Source organism: Enterovibrio paralichthyis, assembly GCF_019209835.1.
GTDB classification, from domain to species: domain Bacteria; phylum Pseudomonadota; class Gammaproteobacteria; order Enterobacterales; family Vibrionaceae; genus Enterovibrio; species Enterovibrio paralichthyis.
The window spans coordinates 149,184-168,036 of record NZ_JAHUTS010000004.1 but is presented as its reverse complement, the minus strand read 5'-3'; the positions used below and the strand labels follow the sequence as shown (position 1 = coordinate 168,036).

The window sequence follows — 18,853 nt, the reverse complement described above, 5'->3', positions numbered from 1 at the left end:
TTGCCAAACCATAGATAAAACAAAGCCTTCCAATCGGAAGGCTTTTCTGTATAGGTTAGCTTAGTTTTAAAGCTGGACCTGCAGGCAAGACACCGCGTGGAGGTCTGTCCCCTCCAATGTGGGTTTTTGCTTCGCACAGGCTTCTGTGGCAATCGGGCAGCGGGTGCGGAAAACACAGCCAGAAGGCGGGTTCATCGGAGACGGCAACTCCCCTTCCAGCAACTGGATTTGCTTGTTACGTTCTTTGACCGGATCCGGCACCGGCACGGCCGACATCAAAGCCTTGGTGTAAGGGTGTTGTGGGTTATCAAACAGTTCCTTACCTTCAGCGAGCTCTACTGCATTACCCAGATACATGACCAGAACGCGGTCAGAAATGTGTTTCACCACAGACAGGTCATGAGCAATAAAGATAAGGCTCAGACCCATCTCTTTTTGAAGCTCTTTCAGCAGGTTAACCACCTGCGCCTGAATCGACACATCCAGCGCAGATACCGGCTCATCACAAATCACCAGTTTCGGTTTCAGGATAAGTGCGCGGGCGATACCGATACGCTGACACTGCCCACCAGAGAACTCATGGGGATAGCGGTTAATCACGTTGGGTAGCAGACCGACGCGCGTCATCATTTCCTGGACGCGCTGCTTCACTTCATCCTTGGACAACTCTGGATAGAAGGTTTGCAGTGGCTCAGCAATGATATCCCCGACGGTCATACGTGGGTTCAACGAGGCCAACGGATCCTGGAAAATCATCTGGATTTCTTTGCGTTTTTCGCGCAATGCATTACCTTGCAGCTTGGTCAGATCCTGTCCCAGCCAGACAACCTGACCTTCCGTGGCCTGCACTAGGCCAATGACAGCACGGGCAAATGTAGACTTTCCACAGCCGGACTCGCCCACCACACCCAGGGTTTCACCTTCGTAAAGCTTGATGTTAACGCCATCAACGGCTTTCAATGTCGCAGGTTTCGCCCAAGGCCAGGCAGATTTGGCCGCAATATTGAAATGCACCTTTAGATCTTCAATATCCAGCAAGAGTTTTTTATCCATCACACCCATTACCAAGCCTCCTGATCAGAAAAACACGCACGTAATCGGCCATCAGCAAACGGCGTCAGAATCGGCGATTCGCTACGACAGCGATCGCCCACTCGGTGGCAGCGATCCTGATAAGGACAGCCCGGCGGTAATTTCAGCAAGTTAGGTGGGTTACCCGGAATGGTTGGCAGCACTTCACCTTCCGTATCCAGACGTGGAATGGCTTTGAGCAGGCCTTCTGTATAGGGATGACTTGGCTTGTAGAAAATCTCATCCACTTTGCCATATTCCATCGTGCGCCCTGCATACATCACCAGTACTTTGTCACAAGAACCGGCAACCACACCCAAGTCGTGGGTGATCATGATAATGGCGGTGTTGAACTCACTTTTCAGTTCATTTAAAAGCTCCATGATTTGCGCTTGAACCGTCACATCCAGTGCGGTTGTCGGTTCATCGGCAATCAGCAGTTTAGGACGACAAAGCAGCGCCATCGCAATCATCACACGCTGACGCATACCGCCTGAGAATTCGTGCGGATACATAGTGATACGTTTGCGCGCTTCCGGAATTTTCACCGCTTCCAGCATGCGCACAGATTCTTCAAATGCTTCTGCTTTGCCCATGCCTTTGTGCAGCATGAGCACTTCCATTAACTGGTCGCTGACTTTCATAAACGGATTCAATGATGTCATTGGATCCTGGAAAATCATGGCAATTTGCTCGGCACGGATTTTATTCAGTTCTTTCTCAGGCAGGTTCAGAATTTCCCTGCCCTCAAACAGGGCGCTGCCGGATACAACGCCGTTTTTCGCCAAAAGCCCCATGATAGAGAACACGGTCTGGCTTTTACCTGAACCTGACTCACCAACAATGCCGAGGGTTTCACCACGGTCCAGGGAGAAATTCAGGTCGTTTACTGCGGTCACTGACCCATCCTGGGTCTTAAATTCTACGCGCAGGTCTTTCACATCTAACAGGCTCATACTTCCTCCTTATCGATCCTTCGGATCCAACGCGTCACGCAGACCATCACCCACATAGTTAAAGCACAGCAGTGTGGTGACCATAAACAGAGTCGGGAAGGCCAGCTGCCAAATTGCCAGCTCCATGGTTTGTGAGCCTTCCTGAAGCAGTGCGCCCCAGCTTGTCATTGGCTCCTGAACGCCCAGACCAAGGAAGCTAAGGAATGACTCAATCAGGATCATGGTTGGGATAAGCAAGGTTGAGTAAACCGCCACGATACCCAGTACATTCGGCACAATATGGCGGAGAATAATGTTGCGGGTACTGACGCCACAAACATGGGCTGCTTCGATAAATTCCTTGTTGCGCAGGCTCAGGGTTTGGCCACGTACGATACGCGCCATATCCAGCCAGGCAATAGCACCGATTGCCACGAAGATAAGGAAGATGTTACGGCCAAAGAAAGTGACCAACACGATAACCAGGAACATGAACGGGATAGCGTTCAGGATTTCCAGAATACGCATCATCACGCGGTCTGTACGTCCGCCAATGTAGCCAGATGTCGCACCGTAAATGGTACCGATAACAACCGCCACCAGCGCGCCCATCAAGCCAACCATCAGTGAGATCTGGCCACCCATCAGGGTTCGGACGTAAATATCACGCCCCAGAGCATCAGTGCCGAAAATGTGCCCATCGTCAGCCAGCGATGGCGCCGCATGCATGGCATACCAATCAGTGTCATCAAACGCATAAGTGGCAAACATTGGGCCAATCAGAACCCAGGCGGTAATACACAGCAGGATAAACAGGCTGGTCATCGCCGCTTTGTTGCGCATAAAACGGATGCGCGCATCTTGCCAAAGACTGCGACCTTCAACTTCCAACTGAGCAGAGAAATTCTCGATCGCTTCGTTATTTTCTTCTCTTTTTAAAATCATAATTCAAACCTCAATAACGAATCTTCGGATCCAGCCACGCAAGCAGAATGTCTACGATGGCATTGAAGATGATAAACAGCGCACCAATCAGGATTGTGACTCCCAGAACCAGCGAGTAGTCGCGGTTGAATGCGGCGTTAACGAACAGTTTGCCGATGCCTGGCAGACCAAAGATGGTCTCGATAACCACCGAACCTGTGATAATGCCGACAAATGCAGGCCCCATGTAAGACACCACAGGCAAGAGCGCCGGACGAAGTGCATGCTTCAGGACGATGTAACGCATGCTCAAGCCTTTCGCTTTGGCGGTTCGAATGAAGTTACTGTTCAAGGTTTCAATCATGCTGCCACGGGTAATACGGGCAAACGTTGCGATATAAAGGAATGACATCGCGATAATCGGCAGCACCATGTATTCCAGTGCACCGCCATTCCAGCCACCAGCTGGAAGCCAGCCAAAGCCAATGGAGAAGATGTATATCAGTACCGGGGCGAGGACGAAGGAAGGCAAAACAACCCCGAACATGGACGTGGACATAATGAGATAGTCCACCCAACTGTTTTGCCGCAGTGCCGCGATGGTGCCGATGGTGACACCAATAATGACGGTCACAATAAAGGCATAGAAGCCCACTTTGGCAGATACCGGCAACGCTGAGGCGATCAGCTCATTCACTGTGTAGTCTTTGTACTTGAATGAAGGGCCAAAATCGCCACGCAGTACCACATTTCCGAGATACGTGGTGTATTGCTCAAACAATGGCTTATCCAAACCATATTTGGCTTCGATATTTTGCATGACCTCAGCAGGCAGTGTTTTTTCGGAAGAAAAGGGGTTTCCGGGCGCGAAACGCATCAGGAAAAATGAAATCGTAATCAATACCAACAGGGTTGGTATCGCTTCCAGTGTACGAGTAAAAATCAATCTAAACATAAAGCATCCTACTTATGTTCGAAAAAACATGCGCCCGCAGTTGGGCCACAGGCGCATGGAAAAACCCTGTAATTATTCTGCGATAATGTACATATCTTTGGTGTAGAGATTGTCTTGTGGGTTCTTCTCTGGGTAACCACCTACGTGTGTTGCAACCAGACGCGGCTGAACATACTGGTAGATTGGTGCAATTGGCATATCCTTAGCCAGTTGCGCTTCTGCGATTGCGTAGTATTGGTTACGCTCTTCGTCGGTTTTCGCCACTTTAACCGCGTCATTCATGGCTTTGTCGAAGATTTCGCTGGAGTATTTCTGGTCGTTAGAACCATTTTCGGTCATCGCGATAGCCAGGAAGGTTGACGCTTCATTGTAGTCGGCACACCAGCCTGCACGGCGAACATCAAAGTTGCCTTGCTTACTGTTGTCCAGATACGTCTTCCACTCTTGGTTTTCCAGCGTGACGTTGACAAAACCACCCAGCGATTTTTTCCACATAGACTGGATTGCTACCGCAATCTTCTTGTGGTTTTCGCTGGTGTTGTAAAGCAGGGTGAAGTCCAACGGGTTACCCGGGCCAAATCCTGCCTCTTCCAGCAGTTTCTTCGCTTCAGCAATACGCTCTTTCTGCGTCATGTTTGCATAAGCAGGTTTTTCTGGCGCAAAACCGGTAATACCGCTGTGAGTGAGAGCATAAGCGGGTTGCTGACCCTGACCCAGAATTGCTTTTGTTACGATATCGCGGTCAATAGTGTAAGACAGCGCTTTACGGACACGCACATCATTGAATGGCGCTTTCTGGTTGTTAAAGCCGTAGTAGTAAGTACACAGGTTTGGAGACACAACAACGTTGTCTGGGTACTGTTTGGACAGGCGACGGAACTGCTCATTTGGCACTTCATAAGTGATATCAATTTCGCCAGAAAGGAAGCGGTTCATTTCCGCATTTTGGTTTTCGATTGGCAGGAAAGTAACCTGATCGATAACAGTATCTTTGTTATCCCAATAGTTAGGGTTACGCGCCAAAACGATCTTCTCGTTCACGACCCAGTCAGCAAGCTGGTAAGCACCGTTACCCACAAAGTTGCCTGGCTTGGTCCACGCATCACCAAATTTCTCAACGGTTGCTTTGTGCACCGGATACATGGTGGTGTGTGCCAGCATCTTCACGAAATATGGCAGTGGAACGTCAGTCTCAATAACCAGCGTCTGGTCATCGACAGCTTTCACAGCCAGATCGCTCACAGGTTTTTTCCCTGCAATAACGTCTTTCGCATTCTTCATCTTGGTGTATTCGATATACCAAGCGTAAGGCGATGCAGTGGCCGGGTCAGCGGCACGTTTAAAGCTGTACTCGAAATCCTGCGCGGTTACCGGGTCACCGTTTGACCACTTCGCGTCTTTGCGGATTTTGAACGTGAACGTTTGGTTATCGTCCGTGCTCCAGGATTCAGCCACACCAGGAATGGTGTTACCGAGCGCATCCTGGATAACCAAGCCTTCCATCAGATCACGCAAAACATGTGACTCAGGCACGCCTTCCACTTTGTGTGGGTCCAATGACGCCACTTCAGTACCATTACCGCGAACCAATTCTTGTTTTGGTGCGAGTTTCACGCCCGCTGGTACTTCAGCTGCGGTTGAAGTGAAAGAGGTAGCCGCTACGGCCATACCCGCGCCGAGAAGCAGCGCCTGAGTGATTTTGTTCTTATACATGCAGATACTCCAATTTATCCTTCAGTTGCATCCATGACACTCTCCGCATCTACCAGAATGTGAAGCAAAAAAAGCTGCTTTTCTGCACAAAAGTAGAGGGATTTACGGAGAATTGCTTGGAACCTTACCAAGCTCCAAAGTAATTTGCCACAAAATAGGCAAAAAAAATCACATCCATCTAACATGCAAACCATAAGCAGCACAATCATCCATTTAAATGCATCAAGATGAACACTTCATTCATACCTTGGCAAATACAAAGAGGAAAATTGTACGAATAGTTACTATTGCGCCTTTTTTGAGCATTAATAACTAGTGTTATCGGTATAAATTGAGACATTATTCGAACAAACTTAGTGTCTGCAGAATTCATGGAGGCATAAAAATGCTTCCAGAACGAATAAACTTTATATCCAACAGTGGGAGCAATGCAGCGACTTGTAGGCGTAGCAGGATGATTTCAATAGGAATTATTACTTGTTTACACTTAGTAAACAGATTTTTACTGCATATAAGTGACTTATTCTTCCTCCTCAAGCGCGGTTCCAGAACACAAAAAAGCCAGCAATAAATGCTGGCTTATGCGTTAACAAACAGTAATTAAAGACTATTTCTGAGAATCCTGGAGAGGTAGAGGATCTTGGTTGCGTTTTTGCTCTTTACCTTCAACCAATGCGCCATCTTTACCCTGGCGGTAGTCATCCGGCAGCACTTCCTGAAGCATCTGCTTCATCTTTTTATTGCTGATACGTCTATGTCCCATCGTGATCCTCCTGATTGATTCATTCCACATGGCACACCAACTGCTCGTGCGCGCGGAGGTGATAGACATTACACCCCGCTGATTTCAGTGTAGCAAAACGTCACGACGCCCCCGCCCCAACTTTGACACAATGAGATCCTTCCCACATCTTAACCGCAGAAGATCCCGACAAAATCAAAGTCAGCAACCACTTGGAAATAAACCCTACTTCCTTGCAATTAGAAGGGTTTTAATAACAAGGAGGAATAAAAAAAATGCTGGTTAGAATTTATTCAAAATGGTTCCAAATGTGACACGAATCTGTTTGTGAAAGTCCTAATTTTTGCGCACTATATCTCTGTACCGATGTAAAGAAACGTTGTTTTGATCGGCACTGAGGTGCAACACAAACCCTTTACCAAACAATATTTAAAAAGAGACGATCATCAAAATGAGACCTGCCGGTTCCCATTCAAGACCTCTGTGCTCTCGCGTCCGACACGGCTTTATTCCTACTGCCAAGAAACAGGCAAACGAAGAAAAAGCAAAAGAAAGCCGCTGAAACACAGTATTAACTGCTGATTAATAACCTCTCGAAAGAGAGGTTATTTTTTGCCTGTCACTTATTTTCCTTTATACCTAAACCCTTGCAATTTTGTGACGCCCTGTTCAGAAAATAACCGCAATGTAACGGGGAGGTTAAATATTTTCCTCTCACGTCTCTAAAACATTAGCCACTGATTTTGCGTAATTTATCTTTCCCTACAACTATCGAACAAGAATCGACGGAGATCGGTTCCTGTTCGCGCGTTGGATAGTTTATTCACGCAATAAATTTTCGAGGGATATTAAGATGAACAAACAGGCTTTTCTCAAGGGGCTTTTAGCGGCCTCTATCGCAAGTGCCATATCATCACCGGCGATCGCTGCGCCGGGCGCTCCTATCATTTCCTGGATGGAAACCAATTTCGCCATCATTGAAGTCAACGATGCTGCCACTGCATACAAAGACTTGGTCAAAGTAAAACCTTACGCAGAAGTTCCAGTCACTTGGGACCGCTGGTCGGGTGAACCCGCCGATTCGTGGCGTGTGTTACTGAATGGCGAGGTTGTACACGAAGCTTCTGTCACACCGTCAGCGACGCAGAAAGAATCCACTGTGCTTCAGGTCGCCAAAGGCGGTAAATATGACATGGTGGTGGAATTATGTAGCGGAACCGGCGCAGCACAATCCTGTACCCAAAGTGCGGCCAAACCTATCGTTGTTGCAGACACAGACGGTAGCCACCTGGACCCGCTGCCAATGAATGTTGATCCGAATAACGGCAACTACACAACGCCGGACAATACCGTCGTCGGCGCTTACTTCGTTGAATGGGGTGTTTATGGGCGTAAATTCCCGGTCGACAAAATCCCTGCGCAGAATCTGACCCACATTATCTACGGCTTTGTTCCAATTTGTGGCAACAACCCTTCACTGGCCGATGGTCCCCTTGCTGCGCTTAACCGCGCCTGTGCCGGGTTGCCAGATTATGAAGTGGTTATCCATGACCCTTGGGCTGCCGTTCAGATGCCGCATCCACAATCGGGTCAAAGCTATTCTTCCTCCTACAAGGGAACCTATGGACAGATCATGGCGCTTAAACAGCGTTATCCAGATCTGAAAATCCTGCCTTCTATCGGTGGCTGGACACTGTCTGATCCTTTCTACGAGTTCGGCGACAAAGCGAAACGCGACAAGTTTGTCGCTTCCGTGAAGAAATTCCTGCAAACCTGGAAATTCTATGATGGCGTGGACATCGACTGGGAATATCCGGGCGGCCTGGGTGCCAACCCGAACCTCGGCGACCCATCTAAAGATGGCGATACCTATGCAGTGCTGATGCAAGAGCTGCGCGCTATGTTGGATGAACTGTCCGCAGAAACTGGCCGCACTTACGAGCTGACCTCTGCAGTGGGTGTCGGTTACGACAAGATTGCAAACGTTAACTATGTAGATGCCGTTCCATACATGGACTACATCTTTGCCATGACGTACGACTACTACGGTGGTTGGAACAATGTGGTGGGTCACCAGGCAGCCCTTGATTGTGGCAGCCACATGACTGCAGACGAATGTGCAGGTAAAGGCCTGGATGAAGAAGGCAAGCCGCGCAAAGGCCCGGCTTACACCACCAAAAATGGCGTGAACCTGCTGCTTGAAAAAGGCGTTCCACCTGAGAAGATGGTTATTGGTGCAGCCATGTACGGCCGTGGCTGGACGGGCGTGACAGAAGCAAGCATGTCAGACCCAACCAACCCAATGACGGGTGTGGGCAATGGTAAGGTTGCAGGCTCTTGGGAAGCGGGTGTTATCGACTACAAAGATATCGTGACCAAGTACCTCAACAAACCGAGCGTTATCAAAGGCTACGATCAGCAAGCAGAAGCCCCTTGGGTATACGATCCATCGAATGGCGATCTGATCACTTATGATGACAAGCGCTCTGTAATGGCCAAAGGCGCATATGTTCGTCAGAACAACTTCGCCGGTCTGTTTGCCTGGGAAATCGATGCCGATAACGGCGATATCCTGAATGCAATGCAGGAATCACTGGCGACTGACCCACGTCCGCCTGTGAACAAAGCACCAACAGCAAATGCCGGTTCAGATGTTACCGTTAACGCCGCTGGTACTGTCGCCCTGAGTGGTTCGCTATCATCAGACTCTGATGGCCGAATTGTCTCCTACAGCTGGAAGCAAACTGCGGGTCCTGCCGTTTCCCTGACTGGCGCAAATGCGGTTTCAGCATCGGCTGACATTCCAGCTGTTGCTGTTGACACCCGTTTTGTGTTCTCACTGACTGTGACGGACGACGACGGTGCGACAGCAACCGACACGGTTGTGGTGAATGCAAAAGCAGAGTCAGGCCCGGTTGACCCTGTAAACACCGCGCCAAAAGCCGCTATCAGCGCTCCGGCAACCGTGAAAGCAGGTCAAGTTGTACTCGTGGATGCCAGCGGCTCTACAGACGCTGAAAACGATTCACTGACATATAAGTGGTCATACCCTGCGTCGATCAATGCCACAGAAAATGGCGCAACACTGACCTTCATCGCCGGTGAGTATGATGTTGATACCGCATTTGATTTCTCGGTTGTTGTATCGGATGGGGAACTGACCGACAGCGCTGCAGTTCGTGTGACTGTTCTGAAAACCGAAGGCCCGGTTGACCCTACCTGTGACAACGCATGGAAAGAAGGTCAAGTCTATACCGGCGGCAATGTGGTTACCCACAAAGGCACGGAGTATGAAGCCAAGTGGTGGACAACCAATGAAGAGCCAGGCACTACCGGTCAATGGGGTGTATGGAAAACGCTGGGTGCGGCTAACTGCCAATAAGCACTGAAAGCGGAAATCAAAAAGGGATGCATTGCATCCCTTTTTTTTGTTTAGTGACAGACAGTTACCAGCGCTTTGCAGCGTCCTGGTCACTGTCACGGACTTCAACCCAACGCTCATCATCAACCAGACGCTCTTTCTTCCAGAATGGCGCACGGGTTTTAAGGTAATCCATGATGAACTCGCATGCTTCAAATGCTGCATTGCGGTGGGCACTGGAGACACCGACAAACACAATTTGATCGCCAATATCGAGTGCACCAACTCGGTGGATGACACGCACATAGGTTAATGGCCAACGTGATTTTGCCTGCTCGCAGATTTCGGTCAGTGACTTTTCCGTCATGCCCGGGTAGTGCTCCAGCGTCAGTCCGGTCACATTGTCACCCAGGTTCATGTCCCGCACTTTGCCAACGAATGTGACCACAGCACCGTCGCCATGGCAATCGTTCAGCCGCGCGTATTCTTCCGCAACAGAAAAGTCGTCAACCTGAACAGAAATCACGGTTAACCTCCCGTCACAGGTGGGAAAAATGCCACTTCATCACCCGGCTTTACCGGTGCAGACAGGTCTGAAATCGTCTGGTTGATTGCCACCAGCAGTTTTCCGGACTCCAACGCCAATGCCCACTTATCACCTTTTGCAGCAAGGTGTTGGCGGATCTCTTCCGCCGACGCAAAGTCACCATCGAGTGCCAGTCGACTCTCGCCCACCAACTCTTTAACCTGAGCAAAAAAGAGAACCTGGATCATGATTCCACCTTAAAATGTCCTGATTTTCCGCCGGTTTTTTCAAGCAGTCGAACCTGGCCGATCACCATGTCTTTCTGTACGGCTTTACACATGTCGTAAATGGTCAGCGCAGCGACAGACGCCGCTGTTAGGGCTTCCATCTCAACGCCGGTTTTCCCGGACAGCTTGCAAACCGATTCAATGCGTACCTGCGAGGTTTCAGGGAGCGCTTCCAAAGAGACTTCCACTTTGGTCAGCATCAGTGGGTGACACAGAGGAATCAAATCCCATGTGCGTTTGGCCGCCTGGATACCTGCGATACGTGCAGTGGCAAACACATCACCTTTGTGGTGTTTGCCCGAAACAATCAGTGCCAGTGTTTCAGGTGCCATATCCACATACGCTTCTGCACGTGCTTCGCGCACCGTTTCAGCCTTGCCCGATACATCAACCATATTTGCTTCACCAGAAGCATTAATGTGTGTAAAGCCTGTCATGGACTATTGACCCAGGTGTGGCATGAAGTTACATGGGCGGTGGCTCGCATCCAGCTGTTGCTTGATGATGCCATTCCAGCCAGTGCGGCACGCACCGGTTGAGCCCGGCATTGCAAAAATCACGGTATGGTTGGCAAAGCCTGCAATCGCTCGTGACTGGATAGTCGACGTGCCAATCTCCTGGAATGAGATCGCGCGGAACAGCTCACCAAAGCCTTCCACTTCTTTGTCGAACAGTGGTTTCAGTGCTTCCGGCGTGCTGTCGCGGGAAGTAAAGCCCGTACCACCGGTGATCATTACCGCCTGAACGTTTTCGTCCGCAATCCATTGGGAAACCACCGCGCGGATTTTGTAAACATCATCAATCACAATTTGCTTGTCAGCAAGGGTGTGACCCGCTTCTGTCAGCGCATCAACCAGGAACTTTCCTGATGTGTCATTTTCTTCAGTGCGCGTATCAGAAACCGTCAGAACAGCAATTTTTGCCGGTGAAAAAGCAGTAACAGCGTGACCCATAAAATTTGAACCTCAACGAATTGATCTGGTGCGGGGTTAACCGCCAATAGATGCCAGGTGCGGCGTCATACCCGTATGCCCCTGGTCGAGAAAATGGCTTTGTTTCTTGTTCAACAATTCACCTTGAATGCGTGCGACCAATGCCTCCTCTTGCGCGTTATCCTGAAGCAGGTCACGCAGATCGACACCGTAGTCGCCAAACAGGCACATGTGCAGTTTACCCAGCGCAGAAACGCGCAGGCGGTTGCATGAGGAACAGAAATCTTTTTTGTAGGGCATGATAAGCCCGATTTCACCCTGATAATCCGGGTGACAGAATACTTCCGCAGGGCCGTCGTTTTGGTCCCGGACTTTCATAATCCAACCATTGGCGATGAGATGGTTTCTGACCGAGACACCAGACTGATGATGTTGTTCGAAAAGGGAGTCCATATCGCCGGTCTGCATCAGCTCAATAAAACGCAGCTGTATCGGTCGGTCTTTAATCCAGTTGAGGAAAGCGGGCAATTCGCCGCTGTTCAGGTTCTTCAACAGCACAGCGTTCACTTTCACCTGCTCAAATCCCGCATCAAACGCAGCATCAATGCCACGCATAACCTGATGGAATTTGTTCTCGCCAGTGATTTGGTGAAACATGCGCGGATCAAGACTGTCCACACTGACATTGATATTGGTTAACCCTGCATCCCGCCATTGTTGGGCGTTCTTTTCAAGACGGTAACCGTTAGTGGTCATGGCCACTTTCTTGATGCCATCTTGCGCCGCAATCATGGCAACCACGTCAGTAAAATCACGGCGAAGCGTAGGCTCACCGCCAGTAATACGGACTTTGCTGGTACCACAATGCGAAAACGCAGTAACTACCCGATGCAATTCATCGAGTGTCAGGAAGCCGGAATTCTTACCTGCAGGCTTATACCCTTCCGGCAGACAATAAGTGCAGCGGAAGTTACAAACGTCAGTAATGGACAATCGCAAGTAATAAAACTTGCGATGAAAGGAATCTTCAAATTGAACAGACACTAAACACCTTTCCAAATACGGGAGACGAGCACATTTCTATGATCGCCCTGGTGACGTTATGTCACGGCCTGCATCCCCTATTCTGGCGAACTTAGCAAAGCAGGCTTCGGAGTTATTTACGCACTTCAGTGAGACTGTCACTTTCAGCACGCGTACCCTGTAATCTAGCAAAAGAACGCCTTCGCTAACAAGAATCGTCCTACACTTTTATGCAGTAGCGCCTGACTTTTAACTATTTTGTCACCGTCTCAAAACACAAACAGATCTGTGGGACAACCTTCAAGCACAATTGACCCGCAATCTTCTTGTGGGATTTCAATACAGGCAAAAATCTCTGCATTACCCGATCAGGTGTTCCAAAGACGGTGAGCAGTAAACCCGTTCTATCTTTGCAAAAACACGGACTGGATGTCGCAATTTCAAAATGCATTTTGCAACGGACGTTCTGCAAAATTCGATAAATCAAACGGTTATTTAGCAGGCATTGAAATTGCTACAACAGGGTTGTATGACAACGGTATCTAAGTAGTCCCGATAAAATAAACCAAATAAGATGGTGGCGGAAAATTGCACGGATGTATCCGGCTTCGCCACCCGGAAGGGAGCTCACCATGACAACAACATTGCCGATCCTGTTCAATAACCGACACATTCTCCCAGAGGGTCGTCTACCACTGCGCATCACACAAGGTGCGCAGCTGGAAACCGTAAAATACGCCATGAGAAATGGCCTCGACTTGGGCGTCTGTATGGATGAAACCAGCCCAATCGGTGCCGGCATTGGCACGCGTGTAACTATCGAAGATTTTCACATGTCACAAAACGAAGGTGTTCTAACCATCATTGTGTGTGGCAAGGAAAGTTTTGTCATCGACGGTATTCGAGAAAACGAAAGCGGCATCGTTGAAGCGCGCTGTCAGGCACTCCCCGCTTGGCCTCAACGCGAAGTCAGCAACGATGCGGCACCACTTGCCGAGCGCTTGCTGATTATGTTTGAGCGTTATCCAGAACTCAGTTCTCTGCACAAACAGCCTAACTTTGACAATCTCACCTGGCTTTGTCAGCGCTGGTTGGAACTGCTTCCCATTCCCGCCAGCGAAAAACAGGTGTTGATGGCAGCACACACCTGTACAGATACGGCGGAATACCTGCTCAGTCTGATGAAAGACCCGCACTGATCCCCCTCTTCCTGAAAAGACCAGCGTAAAAGCTGGTCTTTTTTTAATCTTTGCGTGATCAGAAATAAAAAACACACATCAATTTGTGATGAAACCACCTGGTTTTGCGAGTGATGCCGTATTATTGAAGCGAGTTCCCCAAATAAAGCAGCACAATGAAATCAAAAAAACAGAAACAACCAAAAATCGTCGCAATTGGTGGCGGTCATGGTTTGGGGCGAGTTCTTTCTGCGCTAAGCGATCACGGTGAACATGTCACCGGCATTGTAACCACCACAGATAACGGCGGTTCAACCGGTCGAATCCGTGCCTGTCAGGGTGGCATTGCCTGGGGTGATACCCGTAACTGCATCAATCAGCTGATCACTGAACCGTCCATTGGCTCAATGATCTTTGAATACCGCTTCAAAGGAAATGGCGAACTCGACGGTCACAACCTGGGTAACCTCATGCTGACCGCACTGGATAATCTCTCTATCCGTCCGCTGGAGGCTATAAACCTCATTCGTGACATGCTGAAAGTGCCAACCCAGATTGTACCAATGTCAGAGCACCCTGCAGATTTGGCCGCTCAAACCCGCTTTGGTGAGTTAATTTCCGGCGAAACCAATGTTGATGAACTGGATGAACCACCAGCCAGACTGCTACTGGAGCCTGTCGTGCCAGCTACCAAAGAAGCGGTATTCGCCATTCAGGAAGCCGATTTAGTGATTCTGGGACCAGGCAGCTTTCTGACCAGTATCATGCCGCCACTACTGTTGCCGGAAATCAGCCGTGCGTTGAAACAAACCCAAGCCAAAGTGATTTTTATCCGTAACCTGGATAAAGAAAATGGTCCTGCCGGTCAAATGTCATTGGAAAAGATGCTGAGCTGGTGTGAGCGTTCTATGGGGGGAAGGCGTATCGATGTGGTGCTGGGGCCAGACACGGCTGACATCGACGAAGGCTACCATCAGATGGTGACAGACTTGGCGTCTGCCAACCATCAGTGGCGCCATGACAGGGATAAGCTATCCCAGGCGATTAATCAGGTTTTGCTCACTGGCTAACGCTTTATAGTGAGAGGCTGTACCTTCCAGCATTGAGGTCAGGCGCGGCAGTTGGTCTTGCACCCATGCTTCCTGACCCAACTTTACGCGGGATTCACATTCGCGTGCCAACTCTGCCAACTCATCAGCACCAAAGCTCGCTGCACTACTCTTAATTGCGTGGCTGATATCGCGTACTTTCAGCGCTGTAGGGGCATCTGAAAGTTGATTGGAATAGCGAGCCAGTTCATCACTAAACACAACAAGTAAGGAAGACACTGTCTCTTCCCCGACCTCTGCTGCCAGCCGCCGCAACGTATCATGGTTCACCGTCGACGCCATAAACTAGTTCCTTTTTTCTTGTGATTCTTGCCAACTTTGCAGCTTGCGATAAATCGTTGAAGGGCTGACTTCTAACAAACCCGCCGCCTGAGGAATATTCCCATCACAGGCATCAATCGCGATTTGAATAGCGCGCTTTTCAACCAACCACAAGGGTTCTATGTCAGCTTTTGTCACTGCACCTTGTTTCAACATCGCAGAGGCTGCGGCAAAACTTTCTTCGCGAGGCTGCGAGAGAGAGTCTTGCGCACTACTTCTTTGTGACGCTGATGCAATTTTGACACCAGAAACTGTGTTTAAAGGTGGCGGGAGCATAAATTCTGTGACTTCCCGCCCATTGTGTAGCACGACGATATTGCGGATCACGTTTTGAAGCTGTCTGACGTTACCCGGCCAATCGTAATTCAGCAACCGGCGGGTCACTTCCTCGTCGAAGCTTCGGAAGTCTTTACCCTCTTCCATCGCGAACATCAACAACAGCGACTGTGCGATTTCTACAACGTCATCTCCGCGGTCACGGAGCGGAGGCAGACCCAAGGGGATAACGTGAAGACGATAATAAAGGTCTTCACGGAAGTTTCCTTTTTGCACTTCTTCCCAAGGATCGCGGTTGGTTGCACAAATAAAGCGAACATCCACCTGCTTCACCCTGGAAGAGCCAACTTTCTGGAACGTACCGGTCTGGATAAAACGCAGCAACTTGGACTGGAGATCCAAATCCATTTCGCAAATTTCATCCAGGAACAGGGTACCGCCATCTGCCAACTCGGCCGCACCTTCACGTTCAGAAGCCGCACCAGTGAACGCCCCTTTCATGTGACCGAACAGTTCGCTTTCAATCAAGTCCTTGGGAATAGCGGCGCAGTTAATCGCAACAAAAGGCTTTTTGGCACGGGTACTTGCAGCATGAACCGCTTCTGCGCACACCTCTTTACCGGTACCACTTTCGCCGGTAATAAACACGGTCGCCTTGCTGGGCGCTGCCGAGTCAATGACACGGTAAACCGCCTGCATCGGCACACTTTGGCCAATAAACCCGTAATAGGACCCTTCAGCAGGCTGCACCCGCAAATTGCTCTTCGGTTTAAGCGCATTGTTGACCGTTACGCGTAACAGGTCAGCTTCACAAGGCTTGATAAGGAAATCGCTCGCGCCATAACGCATGGCTTCCACCGCCGCATCAACAGAACCATGTGCTGTCATAATCACCACGGGCACATCAGGGTGATATTTCCTGAATTCGGACAACACATCGAAACCGGAGATATCCGGTAAGCGCAAATCCAGCAATACCAGCGCGAAAGTCTGGCCTGCAGCAAAACTGTTAATGGCCTCCTGCCCGGTGGTGGCGATCTCCACTTCTACATCAAGTGGATTGAGATAAGATTTGTATAGCGCCGCCACTGAAGCCGTATCCTCGACCATCAGTATGCGTTTTTTGCCCCCAGCATCTAGCATTTGACCCCCGCCATTGCTCCCTAAAAAAATACTTTTCCAAAAAATCTGCTTTAAGTATAACGCTGATTTGCAGATTTAAAGCACTATCGCCGCGTTTTGCATTGCAAAATGCAAAAGAATTTGCAAATACGATAATGCTAGTCGCCTGAATTTACTATGTTTTGTGTCAAAAAAGTTGGCATGTTATATGCATTATATTTCTCGACCCTTCTTGGGTCACCTAGCCAACTGACGTTGTTTGTGAGCACTTCGTTCACTGAAACAAGACAGCCAACCGACTAATTTCCGGTTGGCTTTTTTTTAGCTGTTCTGAATGAACAAATTCCGCAGCTCTGCAATCTCATCTCGCAGCCCCGCTGCTGTCTCGAACTCGAGGTTTTGTGCCGCTTCGTACATCTGAGCTTCCAGTTTCTGGATACGGGCTTCGATCTGCTGTGGCGACTTGGCGATATAGGCAGCATCTTCTTCAGCGACTGCCTTAAGTGATGTAGACACTTTCGGTTTATGCGGCTTACGTTTGCCACCCAACTCCATTACATCGGCAATTTTCTTGTTCAGTTTTTGCGGCACAATGCCATGCTCAGCATTGTGGGCTTCCTGTTTAGCACGGCGGCGTTCAGTTTCCTCAATCGCACGCTGCATTGATCCGGTAATCCTGTCACCGTAAAGAATAGCTTTACCATTGAGGTTTCGCGCAGCACGGCCAATGGTCTGGATCAGTGAACGGTCTGAACGCAGGAAACCCTCTTTATCTGCATCAAGAATGGCAACCAGCGAGACTTCCGGCATATCCAAACCTTCCCGCAGCAAGTTGATCCCTACCAACACGTCAAACTCTCCCAACCGCAAGTCACGGATAATCTCCACGCGCTCCACTGTATCAATATCCGAGTGCAGGTAACGGACGCGGACATCGTGTTCTTCCAGATATTCGGTTAAATCTTCCGCCATGCGTTTTGTCAGTGTCGTCACCAACACACGCTCGTTGATTGCTGTACGGATCCGTATTTCAGACAGCAAATCATCCACCTGGGTAGACACCGGACGCACTTCCACTTCCGGGTCAAGAAGACCGGTAGGACGCACGACCTGATCGGCAATTTCACCGTCTGATTTTTCCAGTTCATATTTACCCGGTGTAGCCGACACATAAATAGTCTGCGGCGCCAGCGCTTCAAACTCATCAAATTTCAACGGACGGTTATCCAGCGCCGACGGAAGACGGAAACCGTACTCCACCAGGGTTTCCTTACGCGAACGGTCGCCTTTATACATGGCGCCGATCTGTGGCACAGTCACGTGGGATTCGTCGATGATCAACAAGCCATCCGCGGGCAGATAGTCAAACAAGGTCGGTGGTGGCTCGCCGTCGTTTCGGCCACTGAGGTAACGTGAATAGTTTTCGATCCCTGAGCAGTAACCCAGCTCCTGCATCATTTCTAAATCGAACAGCGTGCGCTGGGAAATACGCTGCTCTTCAATCAGTTTGTTGTTGTCCAGCAACACCTGTTTGCGATCAACAAGCTCAACTTTGATCTGCTCAATTGCATCAAGGATTTTTTCGCGCGGTGTAACATAGTGCGTTTTGGGATAAATCGTCGCCCTGGGGAGATTGCGCTCTGAGATTGCGCCTGTCAGCGGGTCAAACACACTGATGTTTTCCACTTCTCCGTCAAAGAGTTCAACTCGAATAGCGTCACGGTCAGATTCTGCCGGGAAAACATCAATCACCTCGCCGCGAACCCGGAATGTACCGCGGGTAAATGCTTGATCGTTGCGGGTATACTGAAGCTCCGCAAGGCGGCGTAACATGTCGCGCTGGTCAATCATGTCACCGCGGCGAAGGTGCAGCATCATTTTCAGGTAAGAGTCCGGATCGCCCAGACCATAGATAGCAGACACCGACGCCACAATCACGACATCACGGCGTTCCATCAGCGCTTTGGTGGCAGACAATCGCATCTGCTCGACATGCTCGTTGATGGAGGCATCTTTCTCGATAAAGGTATCGGACGCCGGCACGTAAGCTTCTGGCTGGTAGTAGTCGTAGTAAGAAACGAAATACTCCACGGCATTTTCCGGAAAGAACTCCCGCATTTCACCGTAAAGCTGCGCCGCCAGCGTTTTGTTGGGTGCAAGGATCATGGTAGGCCGTCCCGCTTCTGCGATGACATTCGCCATGGTGTAGGTCTTGCCCGACCCCGTTACCCCCAGCAAAGTCTGGTGTGCCAGTCCGGAATCCAGGCCCTCCAGCAACTGGTTGATCGCCGTGGGTTGGTCTCCCGACGGTTTGAACGGTGAATGCAGTTTGAAAGTCTTACCCATGATGCTTCCGTGGCTCAATCGTTAAAGCACTC

17 protein-coding genes and 1 riboswitch are annotated in these 18,853 nt (G+C 49.7%); of the genes, 3 read left to right on the top strand and 14 right to left on the bottom strand.

What is annotated here, in order from left to right; all coding sequences use genetic code 11:
- Positions 1-66: 66 nt before the first annotated feature.
- The 6 genes from oppF to KU854_RS06760 form a co-directional block, all read right to left on the bottom strand.
- Positions 67-1,053: a murein tripeptide/oligopeptide ABC transporter ATP binding protein OppF gene (oppF, locus tag KU854_RS06785; RefSeq protein WP_218357821.1), complete on the bottom strand. Its 987-nt coding sequence runs from the start codon at positions 1,051-1,053 to the stop codon at positions 67-69.
- An 8-nt stretch (positions 1,054-1,061) separates the two neighbouring features.
- Entirely contained in the window at positions 1,062-2,027 is a 966-nt protein-coding gene (gene oppD / locus KU854_RS06780; protein ID WP_218357666.1) for an ABC transporter ATP-binding protein, read from the bottom strand.
- A 9-nt stretch (positions 2,028-2,036) separates the two neighbouring features.
- On the bottom strand, positions 2,037-2,948 hold the full coding sequence (oppC, locus tag KU854_RS06775; RefSeq protein ID WP_218357819.1) for an oligopeptide ABC transporter permease OppC: 912 nt from the start codon (positions 2,946-2,948) through the stop codon (positions 2,037-2,039).
- A gap of 13 nt (positions 2,949-2,961) precedes the next feature.
- Positions 2,962-3,885: an oligopeptide ABC transporter permease OppB gene (gene oppB, locus KU854_RS06770; RefSeq protein ID WP_054779860.1), complete on the bottom strand. Its 924-nt coding sequence runs from the start codon at positions 3,883-3,885 to the stop codon at positions 2,962-2,964.
- Between the two features lie 72 nt (positions 3,886-3,957).
- Entirely contained in the window at positions 3,958-5,598 is a 1,641-nt protein-coding gene (locus KU854_RS06765) for an ABC transporter substrate-binding protein (protein WP_218357665.1), read from the bottom strand.
- Positions 5,599-6,205: 607 nt separating this feature from the next.
- Positions 6,206-6,361, bottom strand: a complete 156-nt coding sequence (locus KU854_RS06760) for a hypothetical protein (protein WP_218357664.1) — start codon at positions 6,359-6,361, stop codon at positions 6,206-6,208.
- A gap of 832 nt (positions 6,362-7,193) precedes the next feature.
- Between KU854_RS06760 and KU854_RS06755 the strand changes: the two genes are divergently transcribed.
- Positions 7,194-9,722, top strand: coding sequence for a glycosyl hydrolase family 18 protein (locus KU854_RS06755; protein WP_218357663.1), 2,529 nt, complete (start codon positions 7,194-7,196; stop codon positions 9,720-9,722).
- 64 nt (positions 9,723-9,786) lie between these two features.
- Here the strand turns inward: KU854_RS06755 and moaE are convergent, their stop codons facing one another.
- From moaE to moaA, 5 genes are all read right to left on the bottom strand, one after another.
- Entirely contained in the window at positions 9,787-10,227 is a 441-nt protein-coding gene (gene moaE / locus KU854_RS06750; protein ID WP_218357662.1) for a molybdopterin synthase catalytic subunit MoaE, read from the bottom strand.
- Positions 10,228-10,229: 2 nt separating this feature from the next.
- Positions 10,230-10,475 carry a molybdopterin synthase sulfur carrier subunit gene (gene moaD, locus KU854_RS06745; RefSeq protein ID WP_218357661.1) on the bottom strand — a complete coding sequence of 82 codons (246 nt, stop codon included), beginning with the start codon at positions 10,473-10,475 and terminating at the stop codon, positions 10,230-10,232.
- On the bottom strand, positions 10,472-10,951 hold the full coding sequence (moaC, locus tag KU854_RS06740; RefSeq protein WP_218357660.1) for a cyclic pyranopterin monophosphate synthase MoaC: 480 nt from the start codon (positions 10,949-10,951) through the stop codon (positions 10,472-10,474). The genes moaD and moaC overlap by 4 nt, the downstream gene beginning before the upstream one ends.
- A 3-nt stretch (positions 10,952-10,954) precedes the next feature.
- Positions 10,955-11,467, bottom strand: a complete 513-nt coding sequence (gene moaB / locus KU854_RS06735) for a molybdenum cofactor biosynthesis protein B (RefSeq protein WP_054779866.1) — start codon at positions 11,465-11,467, stop codon at positions 10,955-10,957.
- A gap of 36 nt (positions 11,468-11,503) precedes the next feature.
- Positions 11,504-12,490 (bottom strand): GTP 3',8-cyclase MoaA, encoded by a 987-nt coding sequence (moaA, locus tag KU854_RS06730; protein ID WP_218357659.1) that lies wholly within the window; start codon positions 12,488-12,490, stop codon positions 11,504-11,506.
- Positions 12,479-12,614: riboswitch (molybdenum cofactor riboswitch) on the bottom strand. Its footprint overlaps the gene before it by 12 nt.
- A 487-nt stretch (positions 12,615-13,101) precedes the next feature.
- On the opposite strand from moaA, the gene KU854_RS06725 reads away from it, so the two are divergent.
- On the top strand, positions 13,102-13,668 hold the full coding sequence (locus KU854_RS06725) for an LON peptidase substrate-binding domain-containing protein (RefSeq protein WP_255555449.1): 567 nt from the start codon (positions 13,102-13,104) through the stop codon (positions 13,666-13,668).
- 155 nt (positions 13,669-13,823) lie between these two features.
- Positions 13,824-14,717, top strand: coding sequence for a uridine diphosphate-N-acetylglucosamine-binding protein YvcK (yvcK, locus tag KU854_RS06720; protein WP_218357658.1), 894 nt, complete (start codon positions 13,824-13,826; stop codon positions 14,715-14,717).
- On the opposite strand, the gene KU854_RS06715 is transcribed toward yvcK, so the two are convergent.
- From KU854_RS06715 to uvrB, 3 genes are all read right to left on the bottom strand, one after another.
- Positions 14,679-15,038 (bottom strand): Hpt domain-containing protein, encoded by a 360-nt coding sequence (locus KU854_RS06715; RefSeq protein WP_054779869.1) that lies wholly within the window; start codon positions 15,036-15,038, stop codon positions 14,679-14,681. The genes yvcK and KU854_RS06715 overlap by 39 nt on opposite strands.
- A gap of 3 nt (positions 15,039-15,041) precedes the next feature.
- The gene (luxO, locus tag KU854_RS06710) at positions 15,042-16,496 is read right to left on the bottom strand and encodes a quorum-sensing sigma-54 dependent transcriptional regulator LuxO (protein ID WP_218357657.1); all 1,455 of its coding nucleotides are present in this window, start codon (positions 16,494-16,496) and stop codon (positions 15,042-15,044) included.
- Between the two features lie 300 nt (positions 16,497-16,796).
- Entirely contained in the window at positions 16,797-18,821 is a 2,025-nt protein-coding gene (gene uvrB / locus KU854_RS06705) for an excinuclease ABC subunit UvrB (RefSeq protein WP_218357656.1), read from the bottom strand.
- Positions 18,822-18,853: the final 32 nt, after the last annotated feature.

Coding starts and splice junctions, on each gene's coding strand:
- oppF (WP_218357821.1), bottom strand. CDS start 1,053: ATGGATAAAAAACTCTTGCTGGATATTGAAGATCTAAAGGTGCATTTC.
- moaB (WP_054779866.1), bottom strand. CDS start 11,467: ATGGGTCACGCTGTTACTGCTTTTTCACCGGCAAAAATTGCTGTTCTG.
- uvrB (WP_218357656.1), bottom strand. CDS start 18,821: ATGGGTAAGACTTTCAAACTGCATTCACCGTTCAAACCGTCGGGAGAC.
- KU854_RS06765 (WP_218357665.1), bottom strand. CDS start 5,598: ATGTATAAGAACAAAATCACTCAGGCGCTGCTTCTCGGCGCGGGTATG.
- oppB (WP_054779860.1), bottom strand. CDS start 3,885: ATGTTTAGATTGATTTTTACTCGTACACTGGAAGCGATACCAACCCTG.
- moaC (WP_218357660.1), bottom strand. CDS start 10,951: ATGACAGGCTTTACACACATTAATGCTTCTGGTGAAGCAAATATGGTT.
- moaD (WP_218357661.1), bottom strand. CDS start 10,475: ATGATCCAGGTTCTCTTTTTTGCTCAGGTTAAAGAGTTGGTGGGCGAG.
- oppD (WP_218357666.1), bottom strand. CDS start 2,027: ATGAGCCTGTTAGATGTGAAAGACCTGCGCGTAGAATTTAAGACCCAG.
- KU854_RS06760 (WP_218357664.1), bottom strand. CDS start 6,361: ATGGGACATAGACGTATCAGCAATAAAAAGATGAAGCAGATGCTTCAG.
- yvcK (WP_218357658.1), top strand. CDS start 13,824: ATGAAATCAAAAAAACAGAAACAACCAAAAATCGTCGCAATTGGTGGC.
- KU854_RS06715 (WP_054779869.1), bottom strand. CDS start 15,038: ATGGCGTCGACGGTGAACCATGATACGTTGCGGCGGCTGGCAGCAGAG.
- KU854_RS06725 (WP_255555449.1), top strand. CDS start 13,102: ATGACAACAACATTGCCGATCCTGTTCAATAACCGACACATTCTCCCA.
- KU854_RS06755 (WP_218357663.1), top strand. CDS start 7,194: ATGAACAAACAGGCTTTTCTCAAGGGGCTTTTAGCGGCCTCTATCGCA.
- luxO (WP_218357657.1), bottom strand. CDS start 16,496: ATGCTAGATGCTGGGGGCAAAAAACGCATACTGATGGTCGAGGATACG.